Raw genomic sequence first — 20,714 nt, 5'->3', positions numbered from 1 at the left:
GAAAAATGAGAAAGAATTATTTTCTAATCGGAGTATTTGCGCTGGCAACAATAACGTTTGCTGCTTGTAGCAGTGAGGGCAAGCTAGGCGAAGAAAGAAGCGATGACAATGGTAATACCGAAGTCATAGAGGGAGAACCTACTTGGGCGAAGTTTACATTTAAACTGGGCAAAGATGGTGTTGTAGCACGTACAACGGGTGACACACATGAAGGTACTACTACAGAAAAAAACATCAAAAATCTGCGGGCTTATATCTTCAATGAATCCGGTAGCTTTGAAGCAAAGACGGATAATGCTACTGTAGATGAACATGGCACGGAGCACACTGCTGTATTGAAACTAACTTCCGGTAAAAAGAAAGTGTATGTAGTAGCTAATATGCAGGACGACTGGATTACGTCTACCACTACAACTACTCAATTTGAAGCTGTTACTTTGACACATTGTACGAAAGCAGGACGTATTGCCCATACCAAAGGTGTAGAAACGGCAGTTGCTGTATCGCGTGTCGGTAATTTTGATAAAATATCCGGTAATGGGAATGCGGCGACCAATGGTTTCCTGATGGCAAACGTATTGAAGGCAACCGAATACACATTATATCCCGGGATTTCTGCTGAGGATTGCTCGAAACCGGCGTATGATAGTTCGGCGGAAATGAAGAAAAACAATCATTTGGAGGTGTTCATATCCCGTGCTGCTGCTAAGTTGCAGGCTACTTATGCAAATGCGGATGCTTTGATATTGAAAGATAGTGAAAGTAATACATTAGGCAAATTACTTACTCCGACTTTTACGGTTCGTAATCTTCCGGTTCAGAGCTATATATTTCTGCATAATCATGTTGATGGTTTCCTTACACCGTTTTATACAATGACTAATACTAGCTCTACATTTGCAGATTTCGCTAAATATTATGACGAGGTGAATGAGCCTAATTTGGATTTGAAAGCAAGTGCTGACGGGGAAGCTATAGAGTCTATATATTTGCCGGAGAACTCCAATCAGACACCGGTAAGGGGAAATACTACTTATGTGTTGGTGAAAGGTGTATTTGCTCCGGCGGCTAATGTGATGATTAATGCTGTTGAAGTGAAAAATGATGGTAGCAATCTTAGTATCGAAAATAAATTAGACGGAACTGATTATACTACAGGAGGAAAAGATGTACCGCCATATTTTATTGTCCCGGAATGGGAAAATCAGATTTATACGGCTCCTGCAGACTTTAGTGGAAACTTGGCAAACTATGGCTTGGGCATGATTTTAAAGACTTATTTGAATAAAGCCGGAAAACAGAAATGGTTAAATGCAGTAGACGAGGGAAGTGCTGTAGACGAAGGTGATATAGAAAATTCTGTAAGTGTATATTATGGAAGCTCATTCTCTACTTCTGAAGGTATTTATTCAGTTGTTACCATCAAGAAATATTCGCATCCCAAGAATGCACTACCGGGCTATAAGGAAAGTATTGAAGGAACAATACGTATTTTCCAGTACACCGGAGGTACCTGTTACTATCGTGTGAATGTTGAAGATAATATGGATGGAAAGACGGAAGCCAACAATCTGTTCTATTCGGTAATGCGCAACCGTTTTTACAATGTAAATATCTCAAAAATTACTTCAATCGGTTATCCTGATGATGAAGATGTTACCGTGGACCCGACAGATCCCATCAACCAGAAAACGTACATGCAGGCACATATCACAGTGGAACCATGGACGAAAGTTGAACAGGATGCAGAACTGGGAATGTAATTGCTATTAGTTTGCCGGTTCATTAAAAATAGATTTTAACGGATTCTTTTGCCGGGGCATTGTCCCCGGTAAAAGAATCTAAAATCCCTCTCAATAACAATTTAACATGCATAGTACATTTTACCGGAAAAGAAGGATGGTGGCATATATATCAATGCTATTATGGCTTATTACAGGATGCGTTAATGAAGATTTTTCCGATTGTCCGCAGGGAAGTTTCCAGGTGGCTTTCGAATATGTTCATCACACGGACAATACTTGTCCCGATCGCTTCAACATTGACGTACAGCAAATAGACTTGTATGTATTTGATGCAGCCGGATGTTTTCTGAAATGTATAACTCGTAAAGGAACGCCTTTCCCGAAAGATTTTCGGGTTGACCCGGAACTTTCTGCCGGTAGCTATACGTTGGTGGCATGGGGAAACTTGACTGATGAAGTGACTTTACAACCGGTCTTTATTGCCGGACAAACTACGCTTGAGCAAGCGTTATTATCACTCAACGCAACAGAAGAACGTAGTGTGAACTATAAACTGACTCCTGTTTTTCATGCTATGAAACAAGTAGAAGTAAACGATGTGAAGGAACACACTGAAGTTCTTTCACTTATAAAGAATGAGAATCATTTGCATCTGAATGTGAAGTGGTTTGAAAAAAGCGGAATACCATGTATTCACCGCTGTGCGGATGGTGTGCGTGTCCGTGTGGTTGACCCTAAAGGGGCGACTTATAAATTTGATAATTCTGTAGTTGCTTCGGGCAACGAATTGACATATTATCCATATCAGGGCACAAATAATGATGCATGGAATCAATTTGCAGGTGTTTTTTCTTTGATGCGTTTGGTGGAAGGGGAAAAATTGACGCTACTGATAGAACGTTTAATGCAGGACGGCACAATCAAAGAACTCTACCGTTCTGGTTTAGTCGAACTCATCCGGATGCATCCATATACCCGTGTACAGTCGGAACTTGACCGGCAGGATGTGTATGAAGTAGAAATATCGCTTATAGATGATCTGGACGGTGACACGGATACTTATATGCAAACGGCTGTTACCGTATCAGGGTGGACAATCATATTGCAGGATACGGAAATGTGATACTTTATAATTGAATGAGAGAATGAGACTGAAATTAGTTTATATATATAGCTTCGTTGTGACATTATTATATCTACTCACTGCTTGTACTGACGGAATAGAAGCATCTTCCGATAGTAATGGCCAGGGGGAAGGCAAGGAAATTCCTGTCAGTATCATGCCGAAACTTGTTGCAGGGGATGAAAATGAGGTATCACAATTGCGTGTTATCATTTTCTCGACACGTACTTCCAATCCTTACGGCCCTAAAGTTTTAGTCAGCAATCAATTGATAGATGTAAATGAAGATTATGTTGCCATTACCTATATAGGATACAATGATATTTATGTGATAGGAAATGAACCGGTAGATCTTTCGGGAATCAACAGCCCTGAAGAATTGAAAAATATTCAGATGAATACGGAAAGCAGCCTGAGTGCTTCAAAATTTGTATTTTTCCGGCAGTTGCTTAATGTGAATGTACGGAGTAAAAATGAGATATATCCGGAAGGGGCATCCGCTCCTGTTTCAAAACTGGAGATAAAGTTGCAACGAGTGATTGCCAAGTTAAGTGTGAAGTTTGACCTTAGTACGGAGATTTGTGAAAATGGAACCCCTACAGGTGAATTCGTTAATCTTGAGTCTATGGAGTTACTTCGTATTCCAAAGTATAGTTATCTGGCTTCCTGTAAATACAGGATAGAAGAGGGGTTTCTAGATAACCGCGTTTTTTCACTAGAAAATAGCAGTGCAGAACAGAATCATTTCACATGGTCATCCGGTGATATATATTTGCCGGAATATCTGCCGATGGATGAGATTTACAGAATGGTATTGCGCATTAAAGGGACATCAAGAGGAATCACCCGTATATATACTTTGCCGATTGGTGATGCGATGAATTCAATTGATTCACATTCTACAGAATGGAATATAACCCGCAACAGGCATTATAGTTTGAATATTAAAGCGATTACCGGTTATGGAGAGGAGTCCCTTGAAGTGAAATCCAACGTTTCCGGATGGTCGGAAGTCAATGTTCCGATTGAAATAACGGGAGCTAGTTTTCTTGCAGTCAACAAAAAGACGGTCGAAGTAAAGTCTTTACGCTTTTACTCGTATGTGCGTTTTGCTTGTAACGCTCCGGTTGAAGTGAAACTTCCCGATGAGGTGACAATCGGTAATCAACTGCAGATGACAATAGAATATGATGACGTGACAAAGAAAAGCGGTCGCGTCGGGTTCAGACGTGGAAATTGGAATACTGGTAATGATATTATATATGTAACTACATTAAAATCGGGTACCGCATCTGTTGAACTTAATCTGCAACTTTATAGATCTGAAACAATTCGTGTCGGAAATAACCTTGTTACTTGGGCTGAAGCCATGGGATATTGGGAAGAGGCTAACTGGATACGTACGGGTATTTATAATGATGAGTTTTATAAAAGAGCCACCCGGGAAACTGGATGTAGAGCATATTATCCTGAAGGAGTAAATGAGAATGATGCAACAAGAGGGAAAGGATGCTGGAGATTAGCTACCATACGTGAAAATTGGGCGATTAATTCTGCTGAAGCATGGTGCATAGAGGAACATGATACAAATGGCAGAAAGGCATATGTAAGTTACGGATCGGGAAATCTCATAGACGATTATAAAGAGAATAAAAAATATCGCTATAACTGTACACTTGATGTTCGTCCTCCTGAACTTTCAGATTTTATAGTCTCAAGTTCAGATGTAACGAATGTCACGAAGGAAAATGCGTCCTCTATATGTGCAAATTTAGGCAGTGGATGGAGATTGCCTACAGGAAAAGAAATGAATTATGTTTTCCTGAATGCCGGAACCAACGGGCTTCCCAATAATTTCTTTTCGGACAGTTATTGGGGAAAGAATGAGGATGGTACTTTCATTGTAGCAACAATGAGTGATCCGGACGGAAGTGCCACGACGGATGAATTGCGAAATGGGAGACATACGGTGCGTTGTGTGAAATTACGTTATCCCCCTGTTGGATAAGAAAAATGATAGATATGATAGTAAAAAAGAAATATATTCAATTAGTCCTGTTTGTATTGCTTTTCTCTTTGGGGGCTTGCAATAGTGATGAAATGTCGGATATTAACGATACAACAGAAGTACAGGAGCAAATGGTTTTGAAACTAAGTGTGCAACAAGAGTCTGTTGTGTATACGCGGGGAACAGGTACCCCTGCCGATGAAGCAAAGGTTGAAAGTATGGATTTTCTGATATTCAATCATGACGGAAAAATTGTTTATCATCAGCATCCTGTATTGGAATGGACTGGAAATGAATATAAGACGACAGTAAACATTCCTTCGGCGACAGGAGAGCATACATTGTATCTGATAGCTAATTATCCGATGGAAGCAGGGACAATACATACTTTACAGGACTTGGAAAGCAGGATATGCACAAGTACGAAAGCACTTGTAAAACCACCCTTTGTAATGGCTACCAGGCGCATAACTCTTTCATCACTCAACATGATAGCTATTCGTAATGCGATGGAAAGTGACGGTAGCAATGGTTTCAGTTTAAAACGGAATGTTGCGAAATTCAGTGTGGGAGTGGCAGACAACAATTTTGAATTGATTTCAATAAATTGGTTGGGTTGTCCTGTGTCAGCCTCTGTATTGGCAGACGTGGATTATACCAGTCCGTCCACTTTGTCCGTCAGTAACCTTGCTCCTTCGTCAAATCCTATTTATCTGTATCAGATTCGGAAAATGGGTTTGGATGCGCATAAAGGATTTCACATCGTTGTACATGGAAAATATACGGCAGCGGATGGGACAGAAAAGGAAGGATACTATAAACTCCGTCTATGTACAATAGATGATGCTACAGGAGAAAAAGTTCCGTTGACTTCAATTGTAGGCAATGATTACTATAAACTGAATATCCGGAGTGTTACGGGATTTGGCGCTAATTCATTCGAGAATGCAGAAAAGAATGGATTTACTAATGATATGGAAGCATTCATGTTATTAGAGTATAATGGTACACATGATTATCAAGAGAATTATTTGCAGAATGGTTATCAGATGGGATTTGAAAATTCCCGTTGGATTATATACAGTAATGAAACCTTGAATTCTTTTGTGTTAGGTCATTTTTACCGGTGCATCCGGGATGAATCATTGGAAGGTTACACCATGTTTGATCCGAATTATCCTAATCTTCAGCGTGGATTGATAACGGTGAAAGCAGATGGGACAGAAATAACGGGGGAAACAGTTTGTAATGATACTCCTGATAATCCCGTCGAGATGGACTTGTGTTTCACGGAATCGAGTGAAGTCGCAGGTACGGAATACTCTTTTACGAGTATTATCCAATATGGTGTTCTACAAAAAACGGTAACTGTTGAACGTCATTCCTCTATCGGTCGGTCATATACAGTGCTTCCTATGTTATATACGAATTACGGGGAAGTGTTCGATTCATGTGATTGGATCGGGATAGCTGAACAACGGCACGAAGGTGCTATTATTTATCCGCAGTTAGACTCTGCTAATGATTACATTTTTGTCCATGTAAAGGAAAATGGCACAGGCAATGCACGTGAAGGAAAGGTGCGTCTGTTTGGTAGGAATGGATATTTTGAACTTCGGATACGTCAGGAAGGATAATTCAAATAGTGTTAAGAGTGAAAGGAGATATGAGGATGAATATATTAAACGATATTTTGGAAAAAGAAGGTGATAATCGAGGCTCTGTTTATTTGTATTGTCTAGAGGATTCATGGAAAGCATTCGGATATTCTGCTTTTTATCTGTCTTTACTTTATCCGGGGATTAAAATCGTGAAATATGATAATCCGGATATTATATGTTTTTGTATGTGTATATCGGATGATTGTCTGATGGAAATATTCGAGATGAGCCGGATATATGTCGGGAATGAATGTATAGAGATGAAAGTGCCGGAAAGGATTTGCGGTGGAGAAAACGAGTATGTCAAATGGTGTAATGAATTGTGCTTGAACTTGTAGAATTATGAATAAACGAAGATTAAGATTATTACACCTTTTAAGATTGGTAATCCATCAGAAATATATAAGACTTCTTTATATTACTTTAGGCGTGTTTTTACTTTTATGTACTTGTTCTGCCAATTCTGGTAAATCAAATGCTATGGCAAAGCAACAAAAAGACAGCATACTGATAGAGCGCTTTTGGGATACGTATGATTTTACAGATACTATCCGGTTAAGCAGCTCTGCCACTACCGAAAAGATGCTGGTGGATTATCTTTCTCAATTGTCGGAACTGACAGAGGAAAGGGCTTGTGAAAATATCAGGAGATTGGTGTTGAAGACTAAAGTTAATAAGGTGGTAAACCGTTGGTTTCTACAACGGTTGGAGCATCATCTATATGAACCTGATTCGTCACTACGGAATGATAGTTATTATATTTCAGTATTGGAGGAAGCATTAACATCCGGACATTTAGATGGAATGATGCGTATACGTCCTTTGTATCAATTGAAAATGCTTAAAAAGAACCGGATAGGGATAAAAGCTGCTGATTTTACTTTCATTCTTTCTACGGGAGAACTTCAGAATTTATGGGATATTTCCGCTAAATATACATTATTACTGTTTTATGATCCGGACTGTATTTATTGTCGGCAATCAATGATGGAACTGTCTGAATCATCGATAATAAATTCCTTCTTGCAACATAGTGGATTATCCCTATCGCAACTTGCTCTTGTTACGATTTGTATGGAAGGTGAAATAGATATGTGGAAAGAATATCAGCAGTCTCTTCCTTCTGTGTGGATAAACGGTTATGATGTCAGGAAGGTGTTGACTGAAAAAGAACTATATTTCTTACGTTCTCTTCCCTCGATATATTTGTTGGGAGAGGACAAGCAAGTATTATTGAAAGAACCCTCTTCTATAAGTGAAGTTACCAGTTATTTATTAAATAAGTATGATGATATATAATAGTGGCATAAGAAAAATGGAATCATGACTTTTCCGCTGCCTGTGAAGGTAGCCTATTGTTTGTTTTGTTTGTGTGTGCATCTTTTTCCCGGTGGGGAAGAAGGTGCACTTTTTTATTATGATATTTATTAGTTTGAATATATTTGTTTATTTATTATTCTCCCCCAGGTATTGATTTTGTCGCTTTTTTCTGCTTTTCGTCGTTTTCTTGTCGTTTATTTAGTTCCTCTATGTCAGTTGTATATGTCTGAAATGCTTTTTAGTACTTTTCTGATGAGGTTATTAGGTGTCGTTTCATCTCCGTGGAAGATGCTGCATCTTTGCATCGTTAACGTTAGCGAAGTGATAATTAAAACAGTATTTATTTAAAAAAGAAAAGTAGTATGGCTATTAGATTTAGAAGGGTGTCTCGCCTGTGTGACCCTACAAATAAAGAAGCAGGAAAGAAAGTGTATCCGGTGATTTCTTATCAGTATGATACGAGTGCAACGTTGGATGAGTTTGCCAAGGAAATTGCGTCTGTTTCCGGTGTCAGCGAGGGTGAAACGATTAGTGTATTGAAGGATTTCCGTACGTTATTGAGAAAGACATTGCTGGGTGGCCGTTCGGTGAATATCGCCGGTCTGGGATATTTTTACCTTTCCGCTCAAAGCAAAGGGACGGAGAAGGCGGAAGATTTTACGATCGCTAATATTTCAGGGCTTCGTATCTGTTTTCGTGCTAACTCGGACATTCGTCTGTTTACCGGGACGACTACCCGTTCGGATGGATTGAAGTTCAAGGATTTGGATCATATTAATGATTCGGGTAGTGTTGGTGACGGTTCGGATGATGGGGGTGAAACTCCGGATCCGGATGGTGGTTCGGGTGGTAATAGTGAAGCACCGGATCCGGCTGCGTGATTCATGAGCCGTTGAGAACTGTCTGGTTTGTATGGAATGGGGCTTCGGCCTCATTCTTTCTTTATAACTACGTAAAAATATAAATATGCAAATAACTACAATCCTTGCTTTTATTACCGCTATGGGTGGTTTGGAAGCTGTGAAATGGTTAGTGAGGTATATCACTTGCCGCAAGACGGATGCACGGAAAGAGGAAGCGTCCGTGAACAGTATGGAAGAAGAAAATCGCCGTAAAAAGGTGGACTGGCTGGAAGAACGGCTGACTCAACGTGACGAGAAGATAGACGGGCTTTATATTGAACTTCGCAAGGAGCAGGAAGAAAAGATAAACTGGATACATAAATGTCATGAAGTGGAGTTGATACAGAAGGAGTCGGAAGTGAAGAAGTGTGAGATTAGAGGGTGTGTGAAGCGTATGCCGCCTTCGGATTATTAACAGGTACATTTGAACTAATAATGAATTATCATGAGAAATATAGATTCTATCATAGTGCATTGTTCGGCTACGAAAGCCGGACAGGATTTTACTGCCACAGATATTGACCGTTGGCACCGGGAACGTGGGTTCAACGGTATCGGGTATCACTATGTGATCCGTTTGGATGGGAAATTGGAAAAGGGGCGGGATGTCGCTTTGGCCGGTGCTCATTGTAAAGGTTGGAATGAGCAGAGTATCGGGATATGTTATATCGGCGGATTGGATGAGAACGGGCGTCCGGCAGATACCCGAACGAATGCTCAAAAACGGGTGCTTTATCAGATTATTATGGATTTACAGCGGGAATATAATATTCTCCAAGTGTTGGGACATCGGGATACTTCACCGGACTTGAATGGTGACGGAGTGATTGAACCTTATGAATATGTGAAGGCTTGTCCCTGTTTTGATGTGAAGGAGTTTTTGAGGAGTGGGAGGGAGTTACTGTTTGTGTTGTTGGTGGCTTTGGTTGTGCCTGTATTGCTGTCGGGATGTAGGAGTAAGAAAGAGGTGATAAACAGGGAGAGTGAAGTTAGGGTTGATTCAAGTTTAAATAGTAGCTCCGGGAAAAGTCTTGTTAAAAATAAGGTTGCTTCAGAAAAGGATTCGGAGGTGGTGGGGGAGCATATCGAGCAGGTGTTGTTTGTATTTCCTGTGGATACGCTTAGATTGAAGGCTGGGATGGTGGTGAAGACTGTGGTGGATAGGAAAAATGTTAATGAGAAACAACTGCTTCAAGAAGTAGATTTACAGTCTGTGAGCTTGTCGGATATGAGTGCTAAGACAGAGATTCATAAAACGGGAGTTGAGAAAACTACTAATAGGACAACCGGAGGTTGGTATTGGTATGGAATTATTTTGCTGGTTTTAGTTATCGTGTGTTGGATTTGCAAAGTGAAGAGGAAGTGAGATGTTGTTTGTCTGGTACAAAGTTAGTTTTGATGAAAAATGGAGTCATGGTAGTGCTGTCTGTGAAACTGTGTACTTTTTTGTGGAGTTTGTATGTGTATTCCCATGGAAATGCGTATCTTTGAATAATCAAAATAGAGGAAAAATCATGGACGGGATATTACGTAAACTTCCTATTGGAATACAGACTTTTGAGAAACTTCGTGAAGGAGATTATCTTTATGTGGATAAGACTGCTCTTGTATGGAGAATTGCTTCAACGGAGACTCCTTATTTTTTAAGTCGTCCTCGTCGTTTTGGCAAGAGTCTTCTTCTTTCTACTTTTGAAGCTTATTTCGAAGGTAAGAAAGAATTATTTGAAGGGTTGGCCATAGCTGATATGGAAAAGGAATGGAAGACATATCCGCTATTTCATTTGGATTTAAACGCGGAAAAATATGATTCTCCCCAGGCTTTAGTCGAAATTCTTAGCAGGCAGTTGACGCAATGGGAACTGAAATATGGCAAAGGGGAGGATGAGGAAACTCTCTCCGGACGTTTTGCGGGTGTAATTCGCCGAGCCTGTGAACAGTCTGGTCGTGGAGTCGTAGTCTTGGTGGATGAATATGATAAACCTTTGTTGCAGGCATTGGGTGATGACGCTTTGCTTGATGACTATCGTAAGACATTGAAGGCCTTCTATGGTGTACTGAAAAGTTCTGACCGTTATCTTCGTTTTGTTTTCCTTACCGGTGTGACTAAGTTTGCGCAAGTCAGTGTGTTCAGTGATTTGAATCAACTGAATGATATCAGTATGAAGCCGCAGTATGCCACGATTTGTGGTATTACACGACAAGAATTGGAGGATACTTTTATTCCTGAACTGAATCGATTGGCAGAAACAAATGAACTGACTTATGAAGAAACATTAAATAAGATGACGGCTTTATATGACGGTTATCATTTTTGTGAGTTTGCGGAAGGAGTATTCAATCCATTCAGTGTGCTTAACGTTTTTGACGGGTATAAGTTTAGTAACTATTGGTTCCAAACCGGTACTCCTACTTTTTTAGTCGAACTGCTTAAAAAGAGTGAGTATGATTTGCGTACGTTGATTGATGGGGTAGAAGCCAATGCTTCTTCGTTTATGGAATATAGGGTAGATGCTAATAATCCGATTCCGTTGATTTATCAGAGTGGCTATTTGACTATAAAGGGGTATGACAAGCGTTTTGGAAACTACCTGCTGAAATTTCCCAATGATGAAGTACGATATGGATTTATGGATTTTTTGGTTCCTTATTACACATCAGTGGTAGATGATGAACGGGGCTTTTATCTAGGTAAATTTGTACGTGAATTGGAGAGTGGTGATGTTGACGCTTTTCTTACCCGCTTACAAGCTTTCTTCGCAGATTTCCCTTATGAACTGAACGAAAAGACCGAACGTCATTATCAAGTTGTATTTTACTTAGTATTCAAATTGATGGGACAATTTACCGGAGCAGAGGTTCTTAGTGCCCGCGGACGGGCGGATGCAGTGGTGAAAACTCCGAAGTATATTTATGTATTTGAATTTAAACTGAATGGTACTGCCGAACAGGCTTTGCAGCAGATTGATGAAAAAGGCTATCTGATACCTTATCAGGTAGACGGGCGTGAGTTGGTTAAAGTTGGAGTGGAGTTCAGTGCAGAAAAAAGGAATATAGACCGGTGGCTGTATTAGCTCGATAACCATGTTGTTAAAGGAGTTACGGAGCCGTTTGAGATTGTTCAAGCGGCTCTTGTTTTGCGGGTAGTTCTTCTTATCGTTTGTTTTAAATCCAAATCATAATCTCTATTTCTTTATCAGTTGTGATCTTTTCCTTTTTTCTGATTTCCGCTTTGAGAGGAAGTAAATAAGTATCAAGTTTGGTGTCAAACCAGATTGCGGTTTCCCATTGGGTATTGCCTGTTTTGGCCGTCATCTTCAACCGTCCCCAGCCTTCCTCTAAGAATCCGAGATTCTCTCTTATTTCTTTGGACATCTCTTTCGGCAGGCAGGCTATGTGCCAACCGCCCGTTCCAACAGTTGATGAGTAGTTCCATACTTTTGCGGTAAACTCGTATTTCATTCCTTTATTTTCCATTGTACAAAAATAGGTAATAATAGGAGATTGGTTGTTCTTTTTCTCTCAATTAATTTTCGATGTTATATTCTATTACAGGAACCGACAACTGGGTGAAGAAACAGAATAAGTCAAAGTTAACTTGTGCATAGCCCTTGTGGTTGCCACATAAAGCATACTTTTATCAATATTGGAATGATAGTTCTTATCATCTGTTTGCGGAATGATTACTTCGTCAAATTCCAGTCCTTTCGCCATATGGGCGGAAGTGATGATAATCCCTTTTACATAAGCAGAACTTTGATTGGACAAAAGTGAGATGTCGTTTGCATATATCTGGAGCTTTTGAACAAGTTCTTTTGCTTGGGATTCTGTTTTGCAGATAATCCCTAATGAGGTATAATGGGAGTTCCTGAAGGAGTTTACTAAATCCGCAATACCTTGGATCTCTTCTTCTGTATTTTTGAATGGAAGAATCTTGGGGTGTTCCCCATGTCTCATAATCGGTTCTAATTCATTGTTCGGTTGAATTTTTTGTGCAAAACTGGTGATCTCAAAAGTAGAACGATAGCTTTTGCAAAGTTTCATTATTTCTCCTGTTGCAAATGCTTTCTGAATCATATCGGCAGTGGAAGAACCATAAGGATTGACGGATTGGGAAGTGTCTCCAAGAATTGTTTTTCGACACGGATAAAGTTTTTGAATCACTTTGTATTGTATGGGAGAATAGTCTTGCATTTCGTCTATCAGAAGGTGTTTGACGTAAGATTGGGCGTTATTCCCATTTAATGCGATATGCAGATAAGCCAAAGGGGCTAAGTCCGCATACTCTAGTATGCGGTTTTTGCGTGTCTTGAACATCTCCGGTTTTCCGATCCACTCAAAAAAGTCTTTATAGATTTGGAGAGCGTTATTTCCCGCGAACATCTTTTTTATCTCTTTCTTTAGTTGGTTTTTCTCCGGAGTGCTAACTGTGAGATTATATTGTAGTTGCATCATTTCCAGGATGTAATCTGTCATAGTCTCAAATCGTTGACGTATGGGATAGCGGTGGAATCGTTTGAATTGTTCGTTAATAAATTCGGCAGGAATGGTGATGTATTTGGTGAGTTTTATGTCTGTTGCTTTGAAATAGTTGTTTTCCATGTAAAGGATGAATTTGTCAAGTAGTGATATAAACTCGAAGGAGGCTTTGTATTGTATCCGTTCGATAAAGTCGGGTGTCGGGTTTTCTAATAGTTCCGTCACCTGTTCGAAGAAATTCTGGTGTTTATATTTGTTGTCAATTACGTCCGACAGAATTTGCCCCATGCTGGTTTCGGGAACGGTCTCTTCGCCAAGTTCCGGAAGTACATTAGAAATGTAATCGGCAAATACTTTATTGGGGGAGATGATTAATATGTCTTTGGAAGAAATCTGTCCTTTCTGTGCATAAAGCAGGTAGGCAATACGATGGAGGGCGATAGAGGTTTTTCCTGAACCGGCAACACCTTGTATAATAAGTACAGAAGCGTTTTCATTACGGATGATCTGATTCTGTTCCCTCTGAATTGTCGTGACGATATTTTTCATTTTATTGTCGGCATTGGAACATAGTTCTTTTTGCAGAATATCGTCATGAACAGTTACGGAACTTTCAATCATGTACTCCATTTTTCCTTTGCGAATACGATATTGGCGTTTGAGTGAGATCGTCCCGTTAATTTTGCCTGCCGGAGAGGAGTAGAACGCCTCGCCTAATTCATGATCGTAGAACATGCTTGAAATAGGAGCTCGCCAATCGTAAATCAGATTCTTTTTTTGATTGAGGTCATAGAAAGTATGTATTCCTATATAGATCGGACTAACTTGGCTTTTGTCTTTCTTTTCCTGAAAGTCGATTCGTCCGAAATAGGGGATATCCAGTATTTTGCTTAGTCGCCTGCGTTTGTCAATTACATTTTCACCTAATGCAAAATGATTTAATATGCTTTCGCGCATGGAACGGATTTCGTGGGGATCGATATCTTTGTTCGACCATAGATAATCCTTGTACTCCTGCAGGGTGTCTATATGCTCTTTGACGGAAGTACTGGTAGTGTTAATCGTATCATGGATAGTGGTTATGACTTGCTGTAAATACTCTTTTTCCTGTTTCTCTGTTTGATTGAATATCATAATCTCTTTTTAGTTGTATGATGAAGAATTGAAATTGCAGGCAAAGTTAGCTCAACCCATTAAGGGATTAAATAGTTATTTATAGCTATATATGTATCCTTTTTCCTATTTTTGCATACTTACTTAATAAGGAAAAGATGAATATTCTTGAATTGGCAAAACGTAACCAGCAGAAAGCTTGGGAGATTATAGAGGATACCCGTATTGTTCGGATATGGGAGGGGATTGGTGCCAAAGTGAATCTGGTAGGTTCGTTGCGTACAGGATTATTGATGAAACATCGGGATATTGATTTTCATATTTATACTTCTCCTTTGGATTTGTCTGCCAGCTTTCGGGCGATGGCTGAATTGGCGGAAAATACGTCCGTAAAGAAGATTGAATATACGAATTTATTACATACAGCAGAAGCGTGTATAGAGTGGCATGCATGGTATCAGGATATGGAGGGAGAACTTTGGCAAATGGATATGATTCATATCCAAGAAGGCTCTCGTTATGATGGCTACTTTGAAAGGGTGGCCGAACGCATTTCTGCGGTATTGACAGATGAAATGAGACTGGCTATCCTGAAATTGAAATACGAAACGCCTGATACGGAAAAAATTATGGGAGTGGAGTATTATCAAGCTGTGATTCAGGATGGTGTACGTAGTTATCCGGAATTTGAGGAATGGAGAAGATTGCACCCGGTGGTGGGTGTGGTGGAATGGATGCCTTAGACAGACTGGTAGCTTCAGGAAAAGGTGTATGGGTTAATTAATTTAGTAGTCCGGTTTCCTGTCCCAAACGAATGGCTTCGATAGAATTTTGCACACCTAATTTGCGTAACAGGTTCTGCCGGTGAATATTGACAGTGTGAATACTGATACATAGCTTGTCTGCAATCTCTTTACTTAACAACCCTTTTTGAATAAGCCGTAATATCTCTATTTCCCGATTAGTGAGGTTGAGCGAAGAAGGCATTAGCAAAGAGGAAGGAGAGAAGAATTCCCCGTTCTTCAGATTTAGGACAGTGCAGTCTACTGTTTCGGAATGTTTTTGGTCGGGTGAAATATCCATATTGCCTATTACGAGCCATGCTTTGCCGTTACGGTCTTGTTCCAAAACTTGATGTCGGCTAGTGACACGTATATATTGCTGCTTGGCATTGAGTATACGGAAACTGTAAATGTTGGAATAGTCGTTTCGCTGTTCGAGAGGCAGACTGTAAATGAACTGGCTTAACGTGACCTGTAATGCTGCCAGTTGCGCACGGTCGTCCGGATGAATACGTGATTCTAAATAATCTCCCTGCTTTTCCAAAGTTTCTATCTTGTGACTGTCATACCCCAGTAAATCAACGAAATTCGAGGATGCATACGTGTAATTGCATTTGTAAACATCGACAACAAATGTGCAGTTGTGACAGATTTTTGAAAGTTGGTGAAGTATGGATTTATCCCGTTCCCACACAGCGTAATCAATATCGGTAGCAGACAAGCATTGCTTTGCCCACATTTCTTCCCGAGTGATATTGTTTGATTTATTCATAGCGAATGTTTTTGGGTACTGATAATCTGTTTTGAGAAATCGTTTATTTACCAATCAATTTCTTCTATTCCCTTGCTATGCAAGAAAGCATTGGCTTTACTGAAGTGTTTACAACCGAAGAAACCATATTCGGCAGAGCGGGGAGAGGGATGAACAGTGGTTAGTACCAGATGTTTGTTGGTATCTATCAAAGATCGTTTCTCTTTCGCATAACTTCCCCAAAGCATAAATATCAAATTCTCCCGTTTTTCACTTAGTTTCCTGATAACTGCGTCTGTGAAGATTTCCCAACCCATATTTCGATGAGAACCGGTTTCGTGCGCACGTACAGTAAGAACAGAGTTTAGCGGGAATACACCTTGAGCTACCCAACGATCCAAATTACCAGAAGTTGGAATTGGCTTTCCCAAATCTTGGTGTATTTCTTTGAAGATGTTGCTTAGTGAACCTGGGATAGCTACTCCATCAGGCACAGAAAAACAGACTCCATAATATTGTCCGGGATTGGGATAGGGGTCTTGTCCAAGGATAACTACTTTTACCTTTTCGAAGGGACAGGAATTGAATATATGAAAAATCTGATGTCCGAGAGGGAGGACGTGTGCCCGTTTGTATTCATCTTTGACGAATGTAACCAACTTTTCGAAGTATGGTTTGTCAAATTCTTCTTGTAATTGTTGTTTCCAACTTGGTTCTATTCTGACATCCATAAAGTGGGACTTGATAATTTATGTAATGGCAAAAGTAGATATATTACAAGAGAATATCAAGAATGATAGGCAAAATTGTGTATCTCGCCGATTTAGGATGAATTGTGTGCTAATAAATGATAATTATCGTCTTTCTTCCGAAAAAGAACGGGTATAAATGTATTATTCTGATTTATTGTGTTACCTTTGTACCAAGAGTTTGAGTTACGAATCATTATCGTATAGTTCTTCTTTATAATATTTTATTAGCAAGCAGTCCTTGTCTTTAATTATCCTCCTCACTCCAAATTAGTATTTATTTTAATAAAATTTTAAATGAACATTTACATTTCAGGTTTAAGCTATGGCACTAATGATGCTGACTTAACAAATTTATTTGCAGAGTTTGGAGAAGTTTCTTCAGCTAAAGTAATTTTTGACAGAGAAACTGGTAGATCCAGAGGATTTGCTTTCGTAGAAATGCCGAATGATACAGAAGGACAAAAAGCAATTGACGAACTGAATGGAGTTGAATACGACCAGAAAGTTATTTCAGTAAGCGTGGCACGTCCTCGTACTGAAAGACCGTCTAACGGTGGTGGCCGTGGTGGTTATAATAACTCTAGAAGATATTAATATCCAAATAAAAGCAGAAGATATTATCTTCTGCTTTTATTTAATAAGTTATTTCCGTTTCATGATTCAACGGAGGAGTCTTCTGATTGACACAGGGGAAGACAAAAAATCATATTACATTTAAGTTCTGCTAATTCTGGCTCTTTTTCTGTGCAATATCAGGAATATCTACTCCTGCACTTTCCATTCTGAAAATAGATTTATTAGACTTTTTTGTAATACACAATACTCTTGAAGAAGTCAGGAGTAAAGGTTTAATAAATTACACCCAACAAGGCAAATAGTCAATGACAGGGCCAATCTTGAGCGCTTGAATAAAGTGTGCTCACACTGTTTATCTTGTTCAATTGCTCTAAAGCAAAATAAAACATATGAAATCATTCTTTATAGGAAATATTGAGATAAAAACACCTGTAATACAAGGTGGAATGGGAGTAGGTATCTCGCTCTCGGGTTTGGCTTCGGCAGTAGCAAACGAAGGAGGAGTAGGCGTTATATCATGCGCAGGTTTAGGTTTGTTATACCCCAAAGGGAAAGGTACTTATCCTGAAAAATGTATTAACGGGCTGAAAGAGGAAATCCGGAAAGCACGTGCGAAAACAAAAGGTATTATTGGCGTAAACGTCATGGTTGCTTTATCGAATTATGCGGATATGGTGCGCACCGCAATCGAGGAAAAGATTGATGTGGTATTTTCCGGTGCCGGGCTTCCACTCGACCTGCCTTCATATCTGACTCCAGAGAGTACAACCAAGCTAGTGCCTATTGTATCTTCTTCACGAGCAGCCAAAATCATCTGCGATAAATGGCAGAAGAACTATAATTATCTGCCCGATGCAATCGTGGTGGAGGGGCCTAAAGCCGGTGGACATTTAGGATTTAAAAAAGAACAATTACAGGATCAGCATTATGCTTTGGAAGCTTTGATTCCGGAAGTGGTAATGATTGCATCCAGTTATAAAGAACAGAAACAGATTCCGGTGATTGCCGCCGGCGGCATTTCGACGGGTGAAGATATTGCCCATTTTATGGAGCTGGGAGCTTCAGGGGTACAAATGGGAAGTATATTTGTTACCACCCAGGAATGTGACGCTTCCGAGACGTTCAAGGAAGTATATATTCACTCCAAGTCCGAAGATGTTCTTATTATTGAAAGTCCTGTGGGAATGCCAGGACGAGCTATTGACGGGGAATTTATTCACAATGTGAATAGTGGACTGGAGAGGCCTAAGAGTTGCTCATTCCATTGTATCAAAACATGTGATTATACAAAAAGCCCTTATTGCATTATTAAGGCTTTATATAATGCAGCCAAAGGAAATATGAAAAAAGGCTATGCTTTTGCCGGTAGCAATGCTTTTCTCGCTGAAAAAATCAGTAGTGTAAAAGAAGTAATGAGTACACTGGAGCGCGAGTTTTTCTTGGCAACCCATAAACTGGCTTAACCTACGGGATTTTCATTCCCATGATGGAGTTTGTCAGTCCCTTTACAATATAAATTAATAGCTGTTTTGATACAGCAAAAATAACAATTATGACATTTAAAGAATTAAATATAACCGAACCGATTTTAAAAGCTATTGAAGAAAAAGGATATGCAGTGCCCACTCCCATTCAGGGAGAGGCAATTCCGGCTGCATTAGCAAAAAGAGATATATTAGGCTGTGCGCAAACGGGAACAGGTAAAACTGCTTCGTTTGCTATTCCCATTATACAACATTTGCAAATGAATAAAGAGGCAGCCAAGTGCCGGGGGATTAAAGCGTTGATTTTGACGCCCACCCGTGAGCTTGCCTTGCAAATAAGTGAATGCATTAATGATTATGCCAAATATACCCAAGTGCGGCATGGGGTTATTTTTGGCGGAGTAAATCAACGTCCTCAAGTTGACATGTTACACAAAGGAATTGATATCCTGGTTGCTACACCGGGACGTTTGCTTGACTTGATGAATCAGGGGCATATCCATCTGGATAAGATACAATATTTTGTACTTGATGAAGCAGACCGTATGCTTGATATGGGATTTATTCATGATATCAAGCGGATATTACCAAAACTTCCGAAAGAAAAACAGACTTTATTCTTCTCCGCTACAATGCCTGATACAATTATTTCTTTAACGAATTCTTTGTTGAAGAATCCTGTACGAATCAGCATAACTCCGAAATCATCGACTGTGGATGCTATTGAACAGATGGTTTATTTCGTAGAGAAAAAGGAAAAGAGTCTTTTACTGGTTTCGATTTTGCAAAAATCAGAAGATCAGTCGGTGTTGGTATTTTCACGTACGAAGCATAATGCTGATAAGATCGTAAAGATACTGGGCAAGGCGGGAATTGGTAGCCAGGCGATTCATGGAAATAAAAGTCAGGCAGCGCGGCAGTTGGCTTTGGGCAATTTCAAGTCGGGCAAAACACGTGTGATGGTGGCTACTGATATTGCAGCCAGAGGTATCGATATTAACGAACTTCCTTTAGTTATCAACTATGATCTTCCTGATGTGCCGGAAACGTATGTGCATCGTATCGGACGTACCGGAAGAGCCGGGAATACAGGGACAGCACTGACATTCTGCTCGCAGGAAGAGCGTAAACTCGTTAATGATATTCAGAAACTGACGGGTAAGAAGCTGAATAAAGCCAGTTATACTATTTGAAATCAACAAATAACAATCTCTTTAAAATTAATATAAAACTAAATATAAATTCTATGGCAAAATCCATGACAGTTGGTAAACGTGAAAATGAAAAGAAAAGACTCGCTAAACGAGAAGAAAAACTGAAAAAGAAAGAAAGCAAGAAATTATCGGGCAGCTCAAATAGCTTTGAGGATATGATTGCCTATGTAGATGAGAACGGAATGATAACTTCGACTCCTCCGACAGAGGATATAAAGAAGGAAGAAATTAATCCGGATGAAATAATTATAGCAACTCCTAAAAAGGAAGAAGAGGAGCCGACGATCTTGAGAGGACGGGTTGAGTTTTTTAATGAGTCAAGAGGATTTGGCTTTATTAAAGACCTTTCAGGTGTTGAGAAATACTTTTTTCATGTAAACAATGTCATTGGCAATATTGCAGAAAATAATATCGTAACATTTGACCTTGAGCGTGGAGTGAAAGGCATGAATGCGATCAATATCTCTTTGGAAAACAAATCTACATCGGAAGATTTAGCTCAATCTAAACCTGTATAGGGAAGTGTATATTCTGCTTGTGTGTAAAATAAAAAACAAAATAATTAGAGATATGAAAAAAGGTAATATAATGCGTGATGTTATTTCATCCAGTCAGTTTACTGAAAATGTTATTAAAGAGTATAAAAAGGGTTTGGGAGATATGGTATTGGTAGCAATAACTCCGCGGACTACCATTGAACTTCCTGCGCATTTGACTCAAGCAGAAATAGATGCTCGTGTGGAGATTTATAAAAAACTGCATAGTTCTAAAGTATAGGCGGTTGCAAATTGCAATACGAGGAATAAA

Annotated in this window: 20 protein-coding genes; 16 read left to right on the top strand and 4 right to left on the bottom strand. The window is 39.5% G+C overall.

Going from position 1 to position 20,714, the window contains the following annotated elements; genetic code table 11:
- Positions 1-5: 5 nt before the first annotated feature.
- The 10 genes from BSCG_RS26815 (at position 6) to BSCG_RS26860 (ending at position 11,830) form a co-directional block, all read left to right on the top strand.
- Entirely contained in the window at positions 6-1,763 is a 1,758-nt protein-coding gene (locus BSCG_RS26815) for an Mfa1 family fimbria major subunit (protein ID WP_032849256.1), read from the top strand.
- 106 nt (positions 1,764-1,869) lie between these two features.
- A complete protein-coding gene (locus tag BSCG_RS26820; protein WP_008774565.1) occupies positions 1,870-2,868 on the top strand; it encodes a FimB/Mfa2 family fimbrial subunit in 999 nt (332 codons plus the stop codon).
- 22 nt (positions 2,869-2,890) lie between these two features.
- A complete protein-coding gene (locus tag BSCG_RS26825) occupies positions 2,891-4,876 on the top strand; it encodes a hypothetical protein (RefSeq protein WP_008774564.1) in 1,986 nt (661 codons plus the stop codon).
- 5 nt (positions 4,877-4,881) lie between these two features.
- Positions 4,882-6,513, top strand: coding sequence for a fimbrial protein (locus BSCG_RS26830; RefSeq protein WP_008774563.1), 1,632 nt, complete (start codon positions 4,882-4,884; stop codon positions 6,511-6,513).
- 35 nt (positions 6,514-6,548) lie between these two features.
- Positions 6,549-6,875, top strand: coding sequence for a hypothetical protein (locus BSCG_RS26835; protein ID WP_009040202.1), 327 nt, complete (start codon positions 6,549-6,551; stop codon positions 6,873-6,875).
- Between the two features lie 142 nt (positions 6,876-7,017).
- Positions 7,018-7,836 (top strand): DUF5106 domain-containing protein, encoded by an 819-nt coding sequence (locus BSCG_RS26840; protein ID WP_032849254.1) that lies wholly within the window; start codon positions 7,018-7,020, stop codon positions 7,834-7,836.
- A 383-nt stretch (positions 7,837-8,219) separates the two neighbouring features.
- Positions 8,220-8,738, top strand: a complete 519-nt coding sequence (locus BSCG_RS26845; RefSeq protein WP_008774561.1) for an HU family DNA-binding protein — start codon at positions 8,220-8,222, stop codon at positions 8,736-8,738.
- 85 nt (positions 8,739-8,823) lie between these two features.
- The gene (locus BSCG_RS26850; RefSeq protein ID WP_008774560.1) at positions 8,824-9,174 is read left to right on the top strand and encodes a hypothetical protein; all 351 of its coding nucleotides are present in this window, start codon (positions 8,824-8,826) and stop codon (positions 9,172-9,174) included.
- 30 nt (positions 9,175-9,204) lie between these two features.
- The gene (locus BSCG_RS26855) at positions 9,205-10,125 is read left to right on the top strand and encodes an N-acetylmuramoyl-L-alanine amidase (protein WP_008774559.1); all 921 of its coding nucleotides are present in this window, start codon (positions 9,205-9,207) and stop codon (positions 10,123-10,125) included.
- 148 nt (positions 10,126-10,273) lie between these two features.
- Positions 10,274-11,830, top strand: a complete 1,557-nt coding sequence (locus BSCG_RS26860) for an ATP-binding protein (protein WP_008774557.1) — start codon at positions 10,274-10,276, stop codon at positions 11,828-11,830.
- Positions 11,831-11,921: 91 nt separating this feature from the next.
- Here the strand turns inward: BSCG_RS26860 and BSCG_RS26865 are convergent, their stop codons facing one another.
- Both BSCG_RS26865 and BSCG_RS26870 read right to left on the bottom strand, forming a co-directional pair.
- Complete coding sequence (locus BSCG_RS26865; RefSeq protein ID WP_008774556.1) at positions 11,922-12,218, bottom strand: DUF1905 domain-containing protein; 297 nt, start codon at positions 12,216-12,218, stop codon at positions 11,922-11,924.
- An 87-nt stretch (positions 12,219-12,305) separates the two neighbouring features.
- Positions 12,306-14,369 carry a HelD family protein gene (locus BSCG_RS26870; protein ID WP_008774555.1) on the bottom strand — a complete coding sequence of 688 codons (2,064 nt, stop codon included), beginning with the start codon at positions 14,367-14,369 and terminating at the stop codon, positions 12,306-12,308.
- 137 nt (positions 14,370-14,506) lie between these two features.
- Between BSCG_RS26870 and BSCG_RS26875 the strand changes: the two genes are divergently transcribed.
- A complete protein-coding gene (locus BSCG_RS26875; protein ID WP_004296144.1) occupies positions 14,507-15,091 on the top strand; it encodes a hypothetical protein in 585 nt (194 codons plus the stop codon).
- A gap of 37 nt (positions 15,092-15,128) precedes the next feature.
- Here BSCG_RS26875 and BSCG_RS26880 read toward each other — a convergent pair whose 3' ends face one another.
- Both BSCG_RS26880 and ung read right to left on the bottom strand, forming a co-directional pair.
- Positions 15,129-15,902, bottom strand: coding sequence for a LuxR C-terminal-related transcriptional regulator (locus tag BSCG_RS26880; RefSeq protein WP_008774554.1), 774 nt, complete (start codon positions 15,900-15,902; stop codon positions 15,129-15,131).
- A gap of 47 nt (positions 15,903-15,949) precedes the next feature.
- The gene (ung, locus tag BSCG_RS26885) at positions 15,950-16,612 is read right to left on the bottom strand and encodes a uracil-DNA glycosylase (protein WP_004310617.1); all 663 of its coding nucleotides are present in this window, start codon (positions 16,610-16,612) and stop codon (positions 15,950-15,952) included.
- A gap of 315 nt (positions 16,613-16,927) precedes the next feature.
- Here ung and BSCG_RS26890 point away from each other — a divergent pair, with 315 nt between their 5' ends.
- The 5 genes from BSCG_RS26890 to BSCG_RS26910 all read left to right on the top strand — a co-directional run bounded on the left by BSCG_RS26890 (position 16,928) and on the right by BSCG_RS26910 (position 20,684).
- Positions 16,928-17,227, top strand: a complete 300-nt coding sequence (locus BSCG_RS26890; RefSeq protein ID WP_004296140.1) for an RNA recognition motif domain-containing protein — start codon at positions 16,928-16,930, stop codon at positions 17,225-17,227.
- A 371-nt stretch (positions 17,228-17,598) separates the two neighbouring features.
- Positions 17,599-18,672, top strand: coding sequence for an NAD(P)H-dependent flavin oxidoreductase (locus BSCG_RS26895; protein WP_004307023.1), 1,074 nt, complete (start codon positions 17,599-17,601; stop codon positions 18,670-18,672).
- Between the two features lie 89 nt (positions 18,673-18,761).
- Positions 18,762-19,886, top strand: coding sequence for a DEAD/DEAH box helicase (locus BSCG_RS26900; RefSeq protein WP_004296138.1), 1,125 nt, complete (start codon positions 18,762-18,764; stop codon positions 19,884-19,886).
- Positions 19,887-19,939: 53 nt separating this feature from the next.
- On the top strand, positions 19,940-20,425 hold the full coding sequence (locus BSCG_RS26905; RefSeq protein ID WP_004307024.1) for a cold shock domain-containing protein: 486 nt from the start codon (positions 19,940-19,942) through the stop codon (positions 20,423-20,425).
- A 52-nt stretch (positions 20,426-20,477) separates the two neighbouring features.
- On the top strand, positions 20,478-20,684 hold the full coding sequence (locus BSCG_RS26910; RefSeq protein WP_004307025.1) for a hypothetical protein: 207 nt from the start codon (positions 20,478-20,480) through the stop codon (positions 20,682-20,684).
- Positions 20,685-20,714: the final 30 nt, after the last annotated feature.

Source organism: Bacteroides sp. 2_2_4 (assembly GCF_000157055.1).
Lineage (GTDB): Bacteria > Bacteroidota > Bacteroidia > Bacteroidales > Bacteroidaceae > Bacteroides > Bacteroides ovatus.
Note: the sequence above shows the minus strand (reverse complement) of the source record. Positions and strands in the feature narration are given on the sequence as shown.